General features: G+C 71.9%; 14 protein-coding genes and 1 pseudogene. 3 read left to right on the forward strand and 12 right to left on the reverse strand.

Annotated elements, in window-relative coordinates:
• Positions 1-22: 22 nt before the first annotated feature.
• The 5 genes and pseudogenes from IEZ06_RS06255 to IEZ06_RS06270 all read right to left on the reverse strand — a co-directional run bounded on the left by IEZ06_RS06255 (position 23) and on the right by IEZ06_RS06270 (position 5368).
• Positions 23-499, reverse strand: coding sequence for an aggregation-promoting factor C-terminal-like domain-containing protein (locus IEZ06_RS06255; protein ID WP_229797827.1), 477 nt, complete (start codon positions 497-499; stop codon positions 23-25).
• Between the two features lie 516 nt (positions 500-1015).
• Positions 1016-1894: an alpha/beta fold hydrolase gene (locus IEZ06_RS06260; RefSeq protein ID WP_189235692.1), complete on the reverse strand. Its 879-nt coding sequence runs from the start codon at positions 1892-1894 to the stop codon at positions 1016-1018.
• A gap of 3 nt (positions 1895-1897) precedes the next feature.
• Positions 1898-2590, reverse strand: a complete 693-nt coding sequence (locus IEZ06_RS37460) for a helix-turn-helix domain-containing protein (protein WP_308427615.1) — start codon at positions 2588-2590, stop codon at positions 1898-1900.
• A 1673-nt stretch (positions 2591-4263) separates the two neighbouring features.
• Positions 4264-4620 (reverse strand): annotated as a pseudogene (locus tag IEZ06_RS36130) (AAA family ATPase); the annotation flags it as partial.
• 142 nt (positions 4621-4762) lie between these two features.
• Positions 4763-5368 carry a TetR/AcrR family transcriptional regulator gene (locus tag IEZ06_RS06270; RefSeq protein WP_189235693.1) on the reverse strand — a complete coding sequence of 202 codons (606 nt, stop codon included), beginning with the start codon at positions 5366-5368 and terminating at the stop codon, positions 4763-4765.
• Between the two features lie 82 nt (positions 5369-5450).
• Between IEZ06_RS06270 and IEZ06_RS06275 the strand changes: the two genes are divergently transcribed.
• On the forward strand, positions 5451-5873 hold the full coding sequence (locus IEZ06_RS06275; protein ID WP_189235694.1) for a VOC family protein: 423 nt from the start codon (positions 5451-5453) through the stop codon (positions 5871-5873).
• 116 nt (positions 5874-5989) lie between these two features.
• Here the strand turns inward: IEZ06_RS06275 and IEZ06_RS06280 are convergent, their stop codons facing one another.
• From IEZ06_RS06280 to IEZ06_RS06305, 6 genes are all read right to left on the reverse strand, one after another.
• A complete protein-coding gene (locus IEZ06_RS06280; RefSeq protein ID WP_189235695.1) occupies positions 5990-6610 on the reverse strand; it encodes a response regulator in 621 nt (206 codons plus the stop codon).
• Positions 6607-7815, reverse strand: coding sequence for a sensor histidine kinase (locus IEZ06_RS06285; RefSeq protein ID WP_189235696.1), 1209 nt, complete (start codon positions 7813-7815; stop codon positions 6607-6609). The genes IEZ06_RS06280 and IEZ06_RS06285 overlap by 4 nt, the downstream gene beginning before the upstream one ends.
• Before the next feature lie 35 nt (positions 7816-7850).
• Positions 7851-9671, reverse strand: coding sequence for a hypothetical protein (locus tag IEZ06_RS06290; RefSeq protein WP_189235697.1), 1821 nt, complete (start codon positions 9669-9671; stop codon positions 7851-7853).
• Positions 9656-10423 carry an ABC transporter ATP-binding protein gene (locus IEZ06_RS06295; protein ID WP_189235698.1) on the reverse strand — a complete coding sequence of 256 codons (768 nt, stop codon included), beginning with the start codon at positions 10421-10423 and terminating at the stop codon, positions 9656-9658. Before IEZ06_RS06295 ends, IEZ06_RS06290 begins: the two co-directional genes overlap by 16 nt.
• 178 nt (positions 10424-10601) lie before the next feature.
• Positions 10602-11957 (reverse strand): FAD-binding oxidoreductase, encoded by a 1356-nt coding sequence (locus IEZ06_RS06300; protein ID WP_189235699.1) that lies wholly within the window; start codon positions 11955-11957, stop codon positions 10602-10604.
• Entirely contained in the window at positions 11954-12802 is an 849-nt protein-coding gene (locus IEZ06_RS06305; protein ID WP_189235700.1) for an alpha/beta hydrolase, read from the reverse strand. The genes IEZ06_RS06300 and IEZ06_RS06305 overlap by 4 nt, the downstream gene beginning before the upstream one ends.
• Before the next feature lie 112 nt (positions 12803-12914).
• Here IEZ06_RS06305 and IEZ06_RS06310 point away from each other — a divergent pair, with 112 nt between their 5' ends.
• A complete protein-coding gene (locus IEZ06_RS06310) occupies positions 12915-13403 on the forward strand; it encodes a MarR family winged helix-turn-helix transcriptional regulator (protein ID WP_189235701.1) in 489 nt (162 codons plus the stop codon).
• A 191-nt stretch (positions 13404-13594) separates the two neighbouring features.
• A complete protein-coding gene (locus IEZ06_RS06315) occupies positions 13595-14080 on the forward strand; it encodes a glutathione peroxidase (protein ID WP_189235702.1) in 486 nt (161 codons plus the stop codon).
• Between the two features lie 111 nt (positions 14081-14191).
• On the opposite strand, the gene IEZ06_RS06320 is transcribed toward IEZ06_RS06315, so the two are convergent.
• Positions 14192-15178 (reverse strand): LacI family DNA-binding transcriptional regulator, encoded by a 987-nt coding sequence (locus IEZ06_RS06320; protein ID WP_068895729.1) that lies wholly within the window; start codon positions 15176-15178, stop codon positions 14192-14194.
• Between the last annotated feature and the right edge of the window lie 174 nt (positions 15179-15352).

Below are 15352 nucleotides of genomic sequence, written 5' to 3' on the forward strand. Positions count from 1 at the left end.
GGACGCTCCCGGAGAGAAGGGGTCAGTACCAGTTCGTCGACCGGAAGTGACCCCACGCACCGCACGGCGAGCCGTAGCGCTGCTTGATGTACCGCAGACCCCAGCGGATCTGCGTGACCGGGCTCGACCGCCAGTCCCTGCCGCTGCCGCTCATCTTCGAGCCCGGCAGCGCCTGGGGGATGCCGTAGGCACCCGAGTAGCGGTTGTACGCCCGGTGGTTCCAGTTGCTCTCCCTGGTCCAGAGACTGTCCAGGCAGCGGAACTGGTCGTGGGACCACGCGCGGCGGGAGACGAGACGGAACGCGATCGCCTTGTTCCTGCCCTTCGTGGTCCTCGCGAGAGACCTGGTCCCGGGCCTGGCCCGGGTGGACCAGGTGGCCAGGTGAATCCGCTCCGCCGTCACTGCCGCGGCCGTCCTCTCCACGACCGGCGCACGGGTCGCCTCGGTCGTGCCGGTCGCCGTGGAGCCGACCACGGCGGAGGCGGCGACCACGGTCACGGCTGCGGCGCGTAAAACGCGGTGACTGTCCAAAACCGTCCTTCCTTCGGGCCGCGTGCGGGAGACGCGTCCGGGCGCCGTGACACCCGGGAGCGCCGGTCGGTCCCGCGTCCGTGGATCGCACGAAGGACGCCCGCCCGCCCTGCCGGCATGCTTCCGGCAGGGCACCGCGGCGGTCTCTCTACGCGGTTTCTAGTACGCCGGGGAAACGCCGGACGGGCCCTGCGACACGGTCGGGAAGGCTGTTTGCATGATCTTCGCGGTTGGGGGGCGGTTCGAGTGGTCCGGGCTGACCGGGGCGGGCGCACCGAGGCGGAGGAGTGGCGCAAAGATCGCCCCGGTATGGGGTTTGGATCGTCCGCATCCGTGGGAGGGCGGCTCCCGGGGCGCGCCCGCCCCGGCGCGTCGCCCGCTTTACCCACTCTCCGGAGACCCCGTACCCGCCCGCCGGAAGTTCCGGGCTCGATTGCCGCCGGACCCCCTTCTGCGGTGGCTCGACCCGATCTCGGACACATGTCACTCGGCCGTGTGCGCGAGGACGGCGGCCGCCAGCTCCTTGTGGGTCTCCGGCGGCAGCGTGTGTCCCATGCCCGCCACGATCACCAGCCGCGCATCCGGGATCCGCTCGGCGATGATCGCGCCGTGGCCCGGCTTGACCGGCTCGTGGCTGCCCTCGACGACCAGGGTGGGCGCCTTCACCCGGTGCAGCACGCCCACCGGCTCAAAGTCGGGTCTGGCCATTGCGGCCAGCCGATGGTTGGCCACCGCCGCCAGGTCGCGGGCCCGGTCGTGGATCCGCTCCTGCAACCGGCGCGCCGCGTCCTCATCGAAGGGCAGTCCGGTGCCGTGCAGCACGCGCTGCTCAGCGATCATGCCGTTGATCCGCGCGCGCCGGTCCTGCGGCGGAGGGGCGGCCATCAGCTCGCGGTAGAAGGCCACGAACTCCGGTGTCGGCTCCGGCAGGCTCCCTTCAAGCCGCGGCTGTCCCGTCAGGGCCCGCACGAGTACCTGGCCCTCACCGCCGCCGAGCGGCGATGAACCGATGACGGTCAGCGAGCGCACCCGCTCCGGTGCCTCCACGGCGACGAACTGGCCGAGCAGCCCACCCGCCGAGTGCCCGACCAGGTGGGCGCTGTCCAGGCCGTGGGCGTCCATCACGCGGTAGACGTCATTCTTGATGTCGTCCCAGGTGTACGGCTCCGTGCCGAAGTCGACGGTGCCCGACATCCCGGTGTCGCGGTGGTCGTACCGGATCACCCGGCGGCCTCCGGCGGTCAGGCGTCCGACGAACTCATCCGGCCACAGGACGCCCTGCGACATCGAACCCATGATCAGCAGGATCGGCGTATCCGTCTCGGCGCCGAATTCTTCGCTCCAGATGTTCACTTCTTGCATGACTCAGAGCATGCCGTGTTCGGTTGCGGGAGCCTTCTGTAGAACTACCAGTCGCGCCAGTTCCGTACGGGAGCCGATGCCCAGCTTCGGATAGACCTTGTACAGGTGGTACTCGACCGTACGCGGGCTGAGGAAGAGCCGGGCGGCGATCTGTTTGCTCGACAACCCGTCGGCGACCAGGCCCGCGATGCGCAGCTCCTGCGGGTGAGCGCGTCGAGCACAGGCGTGGGCGGGGCTTGCCCGCTCTCGCCCGCCGCCCGCAGCTCGTCCTGCGCGCGCCGGGCCCACGGCCGCGCGCCCGCCCGCTCGAATGTCTCCCACGCCATCCGCAGATGCGCCCGCGCCTCGCCCGGCCGCTGGGTACGGCGCAGGCGCTCGCCCAGCAGCAGCGCCGTCCTGGCCGCCTCGAACGGGTTGGTGTGCAGCCGCAGTGCCTCGCCGAAAGCATCTTCGGAAGAGGTGGCCAGGCCCCGGCAGCGGGCCGACAACGCCTGCGACTCGGGCGTCGCGGCATGCGCCGACCACCGTTCGTATGCCTTCAGCACTGCCCGCGCGCCCGCCTCGTCGCCTGCGCCCACGGCGGCCTCGACGCGGTCCGGCGCCGTCCGCCACACCACGGTCGGATGCCCGGCGCCGGGTCCCGCTGCGGCGAGGGCCGTGAAGCGGTCGTGCGCCGCCGCGTGGCGGCCCAGGCACAGGTCGAGCAGGGCCAGCGCGTATGCGGCCACCCCCGCCCGCAGTCCCACCCGGTGCGGGACGGCGATGGCCAGCGCCTCACGGGCGTGCCGCTCGCAGTCCTCCTGCTCCCCCCGCAGCGCCGCCACCGCCGCCAGGTTGGCCAGGTGCGCGGCCACCGTATTCTCGTATCCGGCCTCCCGCGCCAGCGCCAGCCCTTCCTCGGAGACGGCCTGGCTGCGTGACAGTCGTCCGGCGATGCGCTCGGCCGTGGCCACGAACTCCAGCACGACGGGCAGTTGCCCGGCCATCCCCGAGACCCTGGCCACCCGTCCGGCCCGCTCGGCCATCTCGGTGGCCAGGTCCGGCTCGCCCAGTGCGCTGGCCGCGGCCGCCGCCCACAGGTACTGCGCCGCATCCTCCAATTCGCCGGCCCGCGCCAGCGCCCTCCGGAGCAGGCCCGGCCCGGCGGCGTCGCCGTCCATCGTCAGGCCGATCCCGGCCACCGCGTCCCGCAGGAACCCCTCGGGGTGCGCGGCGGCCCGGCGGCCGATCTCGACGATGGCCGCCGGGTCACCGACGTAGGAGGCCGCCTCCGCCGCATCGGCCAGCATGTCCAGGCTTTCGCCCGCCGCCAGGATCCGTACGGCCTCGGCGGCGCTGCCCGAGTTCAGCTCGAACCGGCCCCGGAGCCGGGCGATCTCCATCACGAGGGCGGCGTCGCCGCCGGCCTGTCCGCGGGCCTCGGCCAGCAGCGACTCGGCCTGTCCGGGGCGGCCACCGAGCCAGGCCGCGGCAGCGGCGTCCTTCAGACGGGTGGCCCGGGCTCGCGGCTCGGGAGTCAGCTCGGCGGCCCTGGCGAGGGCCGTGGCGGCGACGCCGTACCCGCCGCGGTCGCGCGCCCGCTCTGCGGCTGCCACCAGTACGGCGGCGACCCGCTCGTCCCTGCCGAGGGCGGCTGCGGCCAGATGCCAGGCGCGGCGATCATCGACGGTCAGCTCCGCCAGGACGGCATGCGCCCGGCGTACATCACCGGGGGCGGCCGCCTCGTGCACCGCGGATCGGATGAGCGGATGGCGGAAACGCACACTTGGGCCCGACACCCCGGCAAGCCCGGTCCCCTCCAGCTCGGCCAGCGCCATCCGCCCCGCCCCGCCCGTCACCGTCTCCTGCCCTGCGGGTTCCGGAACGGCCGTCTCCGGCTCGAACGGGGACGGCCGGGTCAGGTTCGCTCCAGGCCGTACCGCTTGCTCGGCGGACAGTCGGTCGGTGGCGCGTAGAACCAGGTCGAGGTCGGCCTCGACGGCGGCGACCAGCGCGACCAGCCGGGCGGGGACGGACAGCGCGGCCACCCGCTCACCGAAGAGCCGGACCCCACCGGGCAACGGGTCGGGCAGCGGTTCGCGCCCGGCGAGCTGCGCGGGCGTCAGGCGGGCGGCGATCTCACCCAGGGCGAGCGGGTTCGCGCCGGTCGACGTGACGAGTTCCCGCGCCACGTGGGCGGGCAGCGCACCGTACAGGGACTCCAGCAACTCGGCCGCGGCGGCCTCGGTCAGGCCGCGCACGTCCACCGTCGATGACACGCCCTTGACCGGAGCGTCCCCGCGCACCGCGAGCAGCATCGCGATCCGTTCCGTCCCCAGTCGCCTGGCGGCGAACAGCAGCGCGTCGGCCGAGGCCCGGTCCACCCATTGGAAGTCGTCGACCAGGCAGATCAACCCGTCCGGCGCGGCGGCCTCGGCCAGCAGCGAGAGCACACCGGCGCCCAGCAGGAACCGATCACCGACACCGCCCGCGGCAAGCCCCAAGGCCGCTCGCACAGCGTCGCGCTGCGGCTCGGGCAACGCCTCGAGCGAGCCGACCACCGGCCGCAGTACCTGGTGCAGCACCGCGAACGCGAGGTCGGCCTCGGACTCCACGCCGGCGGTCCGCAGCACCCGCATCGCGCCGCGGCTCGCAGCCGCCGCGTCGAGCAGGGACGTCTTGCCCGCGCCCGCCTCGCCCCGCAGCACCACCGCACCGCCGGAGCCGTCCCGGGCTCGTGCGATCACCTCGTCGAGTGTGCTGATCTCCGCTGATCTACCTTAAAGCACAGACACCCACTGTAGGAGGCCTCCAGGCTGTCCCGTGCCCACGGAGGCCGCCGCCCTCGATCATGATCTACCGTCCCGGGCAACGAGGGGAACTGCGGGGTCATTCCTTGCAATCGGTGCGGAGCACTTTCAGCAACCGGCCCAGCGCGGCCCTGGTGGAGGCCAGGTCCTCGGGGCCCGCCGACGACGACGCCAGCCAGAGCGCCGCCTCGTTCATCGCTCCCGACAGCAGGTGGACCAGCGGTGCGACCGGTTGGGGGGCGATGATCCCCGCGTCGGCGAGGGCGGCCAGCGCATCCGCGAGGTGGCGGGTCGAGTTGGCCTCGTCCATCGCCCGCCACTGGCTCCATCCCAGTACGGCGGGCCCCTCCACGAGCATGACCCGCTGGATCTCCGGGTCGGCCGTCGCGGTGAGGAACTCCTGGCAACCGGCGGTCAACCGGACCCAGGGATCGTCGTGGGCGTCGGCCGCGTCAGCCACGCGCCGGCCCACCTCCTGCTGCGCCTCCTCCAGCACGGCGCGGAACAGGTCGGCCTTGCCGGTGAAGTGGTGATAAAGCGCGCCCTTGGTCACCCCGGCCGCCCGGACGATCTCGGCCAGCCCCACCTCGCCATAGCCGCACTCCGAGAACAGCCGCCTGCCCTCCCTCAGCAGCGCCTGCCTGGTCTGCTCCCGCCGCTGTGCGCGGACGCCGTCCTCCCGCATCGCACCCCTCCTCATTGACATACCGATGGTACGTGAATAATCTTTTCCGCATACCGATGGTACGTGAAAAGGAGTTCAAGGCATGAGGCTGACCGGCTTCTATCCGGTGATCTGCACGACGAGGCTGCAGGAGTCCCGTGACTTCTACACCCGGCTGCTGGGGTTCGAGACGACGTTCGAGGCCGACTGGTACGTCAGCCTGCGGCGACCGGGAGATTCCGGATACGAGCTCGCCCTCCTCGACCCCGCCCACCCGACGGTTCCGGAGGGACACGGCGTCCCCGCCAGGGGACTGCTGCTCAACTTCGAGGTGGAGGACGTGGACGCGGAATGGGACCGGCTCGTCACCGGGGAGGGGCTGCGCCCCGTCCTCGGACTGCGCAGCGAGGACTTCGGGCAGCGGCACTTCATCGTGGCCGACCCCGGAGGCGTCCTGATCGACGTCATCACCCCCATCGCCCCCACCGCCGAATACGCCGGGCAGTACGCCGATCACCGGGCCTGATCCCGCCTTCGGGCAGGGCGTCGAAGGTCTGTTGGAAGGGCGGCTCCACCAGCCGCCATCTGCATCGTCCCCGCAGGTGGGAGGGGTGGGATCGATAAAGGCGGGCTGTTGGCCGATTAACTGAGCAAACCGCGTCGATACCCCTCGCCGACGGCGGCGGCGCGGTCGCGAACGCCGAGTTTGTCGTAGATGTGCAGCAGGTGGGTCTTGATGCTCGCCTCGCTGATGAAGAGTTTGGCGGCGGCCTGGCGGTTGGAGGCGCCTTCGGCGACGAGGGTGAGGACCTGGAGTTCGCGGTCGGTGAGGGCGATCTTGACCGGTCGGCGTATCTGGCCCATCAGGCGGCCGGCGACCGAGGGGGACAGGACCGGCTCGCCGGCGGCGGCGGCGCGCACGGCGCGCAGGAGTTCGTCGGTGGGGGCGTCTTTGAGGAGGTAACCGGTGGCGCCGGCTTCGATGGCGGGCAGGACGTCGGAGTCGCCGTCGAAGGTGGTCAGGACGAGGGTCTTGATGTGGGGGTGGGAGTGGTGCAGGGCGGTGATGGCGCTGACGCCGTCCATTTCGGGCATGCGCAGGTCCATGAGGACGATGTCGACCTCGAGTGCGGCGGCGCGGTCGATGCCTTCGCGGCCGTTGGCGGCTTCGCCGGCGACATCGATGTCGGGTTCGGCTTCGAAGGCGGCGCGCAGGCCGTCGCGGACGATGGGGTGGTCGTCGACGATGAGGAGGCGGATCACCGGGGGTTTCCTTGGAGCGCGGGGACGGTGGCGCTGACGGCGGTGCCCTCGCCGGGCGTGCTCTCGATCTCGAGGGAGCCGCCGACGCCGCGTAGGCGTTGTCGCATGCTGTTGAGTCCGAATCCCTTCGCGTCGGGGTTGCGGATGCCGGTGCCGTCATCGCGGACGTCGAGGAGGACGACGGCGCCGGTGTAGGAGAGGGTGAGGCCGACGCGGGTGGCGTCCGCGTGCTTGGCGACGTTGGCGAGGGCTTCCTGGGCGACACGGAAGAGGGTGACCTCGATGGCGGGGCTGAGGGGGACGCGGTCGCCGGTCACTTCGACGCGGAGGTCGACGCCGGTGGTCCGGGTCCAGTTGCGGGCCAGGGTGGTCATCGCGTCGGGGAGGTGGGCGTCCTCGAGCTGGTGCGGCTGGAGGGCGGCGACGGAGCGGCGGGCCTCGGTGAGGCTGTCCTGGGCGAGGCCGAGCGCGAGTTCGAGGTGAGTGCCGGAGGACTCGACGCGCTGGGCGGCGCGTAGCTGGGTGATGATGCCGGTGAGGCCCTGGGCGAGGGTGTCGTGGATCTCGCGTGCCATGCGGTGGCGTTCGTCGAGGATGCCGGCCTGGTGGGCCTGGGTGAGGAGCCGGGCGTGGAGGTCGGCGTTCTCGGCCAGGGCGATCTGAAGGTCGCTGAGCGCTTTGCGGTACTTGCGCTGCCGGTCCTCGATCCTGACGCCGGCGATGTGGCCACCGCCGATGGCGACGGTCTGCACGGCGACGATCGCCAGATGGAAGGCGATGAGCTGGACGGTGGCCTGGGCCCAGTCCAGCGTCGAGCCGTACAGGACGAAGGAGGTGGCGGCGACGGCGGCGAAGGTCCACTTGGAGGGGGCGAAGTGGGCGGCGAGGAAGAAGCCGGAGATGCAGTAGATGATGAAGATGGGGTCGTGGAAGGTCAGCAGTGCGGCGGTGGCCAGGACGCCGGCGAAGTGGACCGTGACGGCGGCCCTGCGTCGGCGCACGGCGACCGGGAGGAGGGTGCGGGCGCCGACGGTCCAGGCGAGGGCCAGAGCGGTGAGGGCGAGGGTGCGGGGGATCCCGCCTTCGGGCCGGTCGGGCGAGACCAGGCTGATGGCCAGGGAAGCCGCGAGGGTGATGTAGGGGACGATCTCGACGATGTTCTCGAAGCGTCGTTCCCAGGTGGAGAGCGGGAAGGGGTCGTTCATCCGGAGCGTGCCCTCCTCTCGGGTACGGACGGGTCTCACCCGGTGGTGGCCGACGAGGACGAGCTTAGGCGCATGGGGATCAAGACGGCGTAGCCGTACATGAGCAGCCCCAGGGCGATCATGAAGATGATGGTGGGCCACTGCCAGATCGGCGGGAGATGAAGGGCGAGGAACCATACGCGGTCCTCGACGCCGAAGATCTTCATGAACATGGGTGCGAGCCCCTGGGGGAACAGCGGAAGCCAGGCGACGGTGTAGCAGACCGTGACACCGATGCGGTGCCGGATGGGGAGATCGGCGGTGGTGGGTTCGTCGGCCTGGGGCGGCGGGCCGTACTTCATGAGGTTGAGCAGATCGATTCCGTGGCTCTCGAGTCTGCGACAGGCGATCCTGCCGAGTCCCCAGGCGCCGAGGGCGCCGGTCAGCACGCCGGTGGCGATGCCGGCCCATGGGGCGAGGAGCGTGGCGCCGGCCGCGGGCAGGGCGGTGGCGGGAACGGTGACGAGCACGAGCCAGGCGAGGCCGGTCTCGGCGGTCTCGTCGGCGCCGGTGCTGAGCGGGTTGCCGCCGCGCTTGTGGGGGTCGGTGCCGGGGACGAGCGAGGTGACGGCGAGCATGACGATGACCCCGGCGCCGCCGCCGAGGAGGGCGGGGAGCAGGCCGAGCACCCACGGCCAGGCCCAGCTCTGGCCGCTGACGAGGGTGCCGGTCAGGGAGAGGAGCACCGCGGCCGGGCCGACGACGAGGAGCCAGGCCAGCTGGCGTCCGCGTACGTCGGCGCGTTCCGCGCCGGGGGTCATGAGGGTGAGCCACAGCGCGGTCCCGTCGGAGCCGTAGAGGTTGGCCGAGGACGCGGCGGCCATCACGATCGCGATGAGTCCCGTGAACGGGACCATGATCCAGACGTCGATGGTGACGAGCAGGAGGGGGGTGACGACGGCGTAGGAGAAAGCGGTGGCGAGGAGCTGGATGCGGACGAGGTCGCGCCACCAGACGCGCAGTTCCTTGGCGGCGGCGATGCGGGCGCCGCCGACGGCGGGGAGGGGGCGGGGCGTGCCGCGGCGGGGCGGCACACCGCCGCGCGCGGCCGAGACGACGCGCCGCGACAGCAGACCGGCCCAGGCGGCCAGGAGGAGGGCGATCACGCCGGCGTCGGCGGCGAGGACGGCGAGGGCGAGGGGCCAGGGGGCTTCGACGGCGGCCACGCCCCATCCGGAGGGCAGGACACGGACGAGGATCCGGGACCAGGCGGCGGTGTCGGCGCCGCCCACGGCAACGGCGGGTGCCCAGCCGTTGCCGCACAGGGCGATGGCGGTGCCGGTCACGATGCCGACGGCGGCCGCGGTGGCGCGGGACCTGACGAACAGCCCGATGAGCGCCACGACGACGCGGGAGATCATCACCATGGTAACGAGCGTGGCGACGGCCGCCACCAGGCCGATGAGCACTCCGGCCGGGCCGAAGCGCCAGCCGTACACGGGCAGGGACAGCAGGGCGATCAGATTGACCGCGGGTGCGGGTCCCGCGAAGGCTCCGGCGAGCAGGGCCGCCGCGATCCGGCCAGGCGTGGCCGGGAGCGTGGAGAAGTACTCGGGGCGGAGGGCCTCGCCGCCGCCCCCGATGAAGATGGGGCCGAAGATCCAGCCGGAGAGCCACACGGCCAGGGTGAGGGGCAGGTAGGCGGGCCACAGGGCGGCGACGGCGATCGTTGCGAAGGCCAGGATCAGCCCGAGCGAGACGCCGGCGTAGAGGTTGGAGGCGTTGTCGCCGCGCAGGGAGTTGCGCATGAGCGCCAGCCGCATGCGGATCATGTGCTGGGCCAGGGCGGCCGTGCCGGGGGTCAGGAGGTGAGCCATGCCAGCCCCTCCGTTCCTCCGGTGTGGGCGCCGACGAGGTCGACGAAGGCGTCCTCCAGGGTTCCGGCGCCGCGTACGTCGGCCAGCGGCCCGGCGGCCACGACGCGGCCGCCGGAGATGACGCCCACGTGGTCGCAGACCTGCTCCACGAGGGCCATGACGTGGCTGGAGATGATCACGGAGCCGCCGCCGGCGGTGAACCTGCGCAGGATGGTCCTGATGGTGGCGGCGGAGACGGGGTCGACGGCCTCGAAGGGCTCGTCCAGGACGAGCAGGCGGGGCGCGTGCAGGAGGGCGACGGCCAGGCCGATCTTCTTGCGCATGCCGGTGGAGTATTCGATGACCAGGGTCCGCTCGGCGGAGTCGAGTTCGAAGACCTGGAGGAGTTCGTCGGTGCGCTCGGCGACGACGGCGGGGGGCAGGCCGCGCAGCAGGCCGAGACAGGTGAGGACCTCGCGGCCGGTGAGCCGTTCCGGCATGGCGTTGCCGTCGGGCAGCACGCCGATCAGTCCCTTGGCGCGGACGGTGTCACGCCAGACGTCGACGCCGAAGATCTCGGCGCTGCCCGCGTCGGGGCGGAGCAGGCCCACGGCCATGGCCAGGGTGGTGGTCTTGCCGGCTCCGTTGGGGCCGACCAGGCCGTAGAAGGATCCGGCGGGGACGGTGAGGTGGATGTCGTCGACGGCCAGGTGGTCGCCGAAGGCTTTGCGGAGTCCGATGGCGCGCAGGGCGGGCTCCCGGTGTGTTGGCATGCATCGAGAATCCCGCGGGGCCGGCGGGTGGGGGATCGTCCGGACGGAGAGCGGGACGGTGGATCCCGGCATCAACCGATCGGTTGATGCCACTGCTGATGCCTGCGCCGATCAGTCCGGCGAGGACAGTGGCGACGGTGCTGAGCGATGAGTCGTCCCCCCGATCCCGGAGCGGACCTCAGCCGGGCGGGATGTTGTGGTTGAGACGGAAGACGTTCTCCGGGTCGTAGACGGATTTGAGATTGGTCAGCCGCCGGTAGTCCGTGGCGTTGTAGGCGGAGCGCACCTGAGTGGCGGCCTTCTCGCCGTTCATGAAGTTGAGGAACCGGCCGCCGGTGCTCCATGGCGCGATCGCCTCGAACACGCGCGCGTGCGCCGGCCGGATCCGGGTGATGTCGGCGCGTTCGAGCCGGGACACCACGTTGAACAGGTATCGCGCGTCGCGGTTGCCGACGGCGTTTTCCACGGCAGGCGGGTGGGCGAGCCTGCCGCCGAGGTGGCGCAGTTCGACGATGTGCGGCACCGGCGCGTGGGGGCCTGCCAGATCGAGGATGGCCTGCACAGTGGTGGCGTCGAGTTCGCCGAGCATGGCCGTGCCCGACTCGACCGCACTCGATGCGACGGGGTCGTTGTAGATCGACCCGGCTTCGGCGTAAGCCAGCGCACCCAGGGTGTCGCTCATCGGGCCGATGGCCCGCAGCGGCGCCACCAGGTGCTCGCCGGCTCCGGGATCGCCGGCCGCGCAGGCGATGCGGACATGGACGGTGTAACGGCCGCGCAACGGCTCCGGGATCGCTGGAACGTCCGGCAGGGAGATCAGCGCGATCGAGGAGTTCATCGCCTCCGGCACCGTGGCGGCCCATTGCAGGTAGGTGCCGAACACATCGGCGGCCTTCTCAACGGGAAAGACCAGTGCTCCGCCGTACAGCGTGGTGACCGGCATCAGATCGATCTCCATTCCGGTCACCACGCCGAAGTTGTCCCGCCCTCCGCGCAGAGCCCAGAACAGGTCCGGCTCGCAGTCCCGGGTGACGCGCCGCAGGCGGCCGTCCGCCGTGACGACGTCGAGGCCGCGCACATGGTCGGCGGCGTAACCGAAGGTCCGGGACAACAGGGCCAGACCACCGCCGAGGGTGTAGGAGACCGCGCCCACGCGCGGGGCCGAACCGGACAGGGGCGACAGCCCGGCCGGCGCCGCCCTGCGGATCACCTGATCCCACCGTGTCCCCGCGGCCACCCACGCAGTGCCGGCATCGGCGTCCACCCGGACGGCGCTCATCCGCGCGGTGGTGATCAGCACTCCGCCCTCGGCGGCGACGGCCGCCGAGGCGTGCCCGGTGCCCTGCACCGCCACCGGGAGCCCGCGGCCGCTCGCGTACGTCACCGCCGCCTGCACGTCGGCGGGTCCGGCGGCGCCCACCACCAGGTCGGGACGGTGCCGGCGGGCGGTCTGCCAACCGGCGCGTTCCGCGTCGTACCCCTCGTCGCGGGGCGCGAGTACCGGCCCCATCACCTGATCGGCCAGCCGGTTCATGATCTCCCCTGCTCGCCGCCGAGCCGGGTGGCCAAGAACCGGCCGGCACGCTCGAGCGCCGCTGCCGCCTCGGCCGATTCATCGTCGAGCTGGAACACGTGTGGTTGACGCGGAACCACCTCCAACGTCACCGCGACCTCGTCGGCCCCGGCGCGTCCGGCTAGCCGTACGGCGTCGTCCAGCAGGAGCTCGCTCGAGCCGACCTGGATCAGCAGGGGCGGCAGGCCGGTGAGATCGGCGAAGACCGGACTCGCCTCAGGCGCCGCACCGTCACCGCCGGCGAGGTACCGATCGAAGAGCCACTTGAGATCGGCCGGAGCGAAGAACGGGTCCACCCCGTCCTTGGACCGCATGCTCGCGCCGCTGAGGGTCAGATCGACCGCCGGCGAGAACAGGACCGCCGCCGCCGGCATCGGCAGGCCCGCGTCCCGGGCGCGCATCATGGTGACGACAGCCAGCGCGGCACCGGCCGAGTCGCCCGCGACCACCAACCGCTGCGGATCGACCCCGGAGTCCAGCAGCTCGCGGTAGGCCGCCATGCAGTCATCGGGCGCGGCCGGGAACGCATGCTCGGGCGCCAGCCGGTAGTCGAGCGAGACCACCCGGCCGTCCAGATGCCGCAGCAGCGCGGCGGAGATGTGAGCGGTGACACGTGCCGATCCGACCACGAACCCACCGCCGTGGAGATACAGCAGCACGTCCTCGCCCGCCGTGGCCGGCGCCGCCCTCCGCAGCTCCAGTGCCGGCCGCCCGCCGAGTGTCGTCGCCGATGAGTCGACGTCCGCAGGCAAGGGCCGGGTGAACAGCGCCGCGAACTGATCGCGCCGTTCGGCAATGTCGGACATTTCGCCTCCAGAAATTAATCAAGCTCCCTGACAGTCAGGCGACCTTACCATTATGCCGCCTGATATCGTCAAGCCTCCTGACGAACTCGTCTGAAAGAAGGACCGCACGACCATGACGACGCGTTCGGGAGCGGGGGGGCGGCGACATGAGCCGAAGCTGCCGCTTCCCACCCTGCTCACGCAGGTCAGGGATATCGCTCTCGAGGGACTCCACCGGCAGTTGGCCGACGAGGGGTTCGAGGGGATCCGGTATGTCCACGGCTCGGTCTTCCGGTACATCGACGCCGAGGGTTCGCGGCTGACCACACTCGCCGAACGATCCGGACTCACCAAGCAGGCGATCAGTGAACTCGTCAGCGAACTGGAGGACCACGGTTACCTCGAGCGGGTCGCCGACGAGGTCGACCGCCGCGCGAAGATCATCAGGCTTACCGGCCGAGGGAGGACGGCCCAGGCCGCAGCTGCCCGGATCCTCGCCGACGTCGAGCAGCGATGGTCCCGGCTTCTCGGCAGAGACCGGGTCACCATATTGCGGCGCGCTCTGGAACAGGTCATCGCCCTCGAAGCGGTCAGCACTCCGACCGCGTCTCCCCCGCAATAGGCGTGCCGGCACGGGGCCAGGGCCCCGCGCCGATTCGCCATGCCCGGTGTGATCATTGGCGAGATCGCTTTCAGCCATGACGTCATATGCTTCGTGTCAGAGCCGAGTTCCGCGTCCGTTCGCCGGGAACCCCGCCCCATGCCCCGGGGACCCGTGCGCCGTCCTTGTTACCGGCGGGTTAGGCTGCGGCCATGAGCATCCGTGACATCCCCGTGCAGACCCTTGACGGCGCGCCCACCACGTTGGCCGAGCTCGCCGCGGACAAGTCCGTCCTCGTGGTGAACGTCGCCTCCAGGTGCGGCCTGACCCCGCAGTACGCCGGGCTGGTCCGCCTCCAGCAGGCCTACGCCGAGCGCGGCTTCACCGTCGTCGGCGTGCCCTGCAACCAGTTCATGGGCCAGGAGCCGGGCACGGCCGAGGAGATCCAGGAGTTCTGCGCGACCAACTACGGTGTGGACTTCCCGCTGCTGGCCAAGACCGACGTCAACGGGGACGGCCGGCACCCGCTCTACGCCGAGCTGACGCGGGCCGCCGACACCGACGGCGAGGCCGGCGACGTGCAGTGGAACTTCGAGAAGTTCCTGCTCTCCCGTGAGGGGGAGGTGCTCGCGCGGTTCCGCCCGGGCGTCACCCCGGAGGACCCCGCCCTGGTCAACGCGGTCGAGAAGTCCCTCTGACCCGGGTCCCCTCCGCACCCCCGAGGCGGTGCCGTACGGCGGCGCGCCGGAAGCGGGCCCCGTACGGCCGCGCGGAGGCGGAGGCGGGGGCGGGGTGCGCGGCGGCGCGGCTCACGAGGCGCGCCGGGGGCCGCAGCTGCCCCTGACGACGAGCTCGGTGGGGAGCAGCACGCCGCGCGGGCGGCGGCCCCCCTCGCGCAGCACCAGCTCGGCCGCGCGGTAGCCGATGTCCTGCGCGGGCTGGGCGATCACGGTCAGCGGCGGGGAGCAGAGCTCGGCCCAGGGCACGTCGTCGAACATGATCATCGACAGGTCCTTGGGCACCCGCAGGTCCAGCTCCCGGGCGGCCAGCACGGCGGCCTCGCCCAGCAGGTTGCCGCCGGCCAGCACCGCCGTCAGGTCGGGGCGGTGCTGCAGGAGCCCCGCCGCCGCCGCGTAGGCGGAGTCGCGGCTGCCGCGGGCGAAGACGATGAGCTCCTCGTCCACCAGGGCGCCCAGCGCCTGCCGGAAGACCGCCACGCGCTGCTCCTGGCCGGGCCCGCCGAGGTAGGCGATGCGCCGGTGGCCCAGCCCGGTCAGGTAGTCGACCGCGGTCCGCACCCCGCTCCGGTCGTCGGCCAGCACGGCGGGCACGTCGCCGTGGCCTGCCGCCGAGCGGTGGGCGAACACCGTGGTCAGCCCGGTGCGCAGGGTCGGCGCCCAGATCTCCGCGTCCCCGGCCGGGACCGCGACCACTCGGCCCACGCCCTGCTCCAGCAGCATGCCGATCTGCTCCGCCTCGCGCTCGGCGTCGTCGCCGGTCGTGCCGAGGATCACCGGCTCGCCGGCGGCCCGCGCGCAGGCGAGCACGCCGTCGGCCAGGCGGCCGTAGAAGCTGTCGGTGATGTCGGGCACCAGCAGCCCGATCCCGCCGGAGCGCTGCTGGCGCAGGTTGCGCCCGAGCGCGCTGGGCCGGTAGTCGAGCTGGGTCGCGACGGCCAGCACCCGCTCCCGGGTCTCGGGGCTGGCCGAACCGCCCGACAGGACCCGCGAGACCGTGGCCACGCCGACGCCGGCCGCCTCCGCCACGTCCTTGATGGTCGTCCTGCGCGTGTTCATGGAAACGATTCCATCATGTTTTCCGTGTTCGCTCCAGCACGGAGGGATAACAGAGGTGCTGATGACGGCCGAAAACAGGCTTTTCTCTTGACAGGGATGTCCGGTTCGGGTGAGATGCATGAAAACGTATCCACTATCGGGTGAACGCGGGGTTGGCCCGAGGCGCTAAGGACT

This window comes from Planomonospora antibiotica, from assembly GCF_014647955.1.
GTDB classification, from domain to species: Bacteria; Actinomycetota; Actinomycetes; order Streptosporangiales; family Streptosporangiaceae; genus Planomonospora; species Planomonospora parontospora.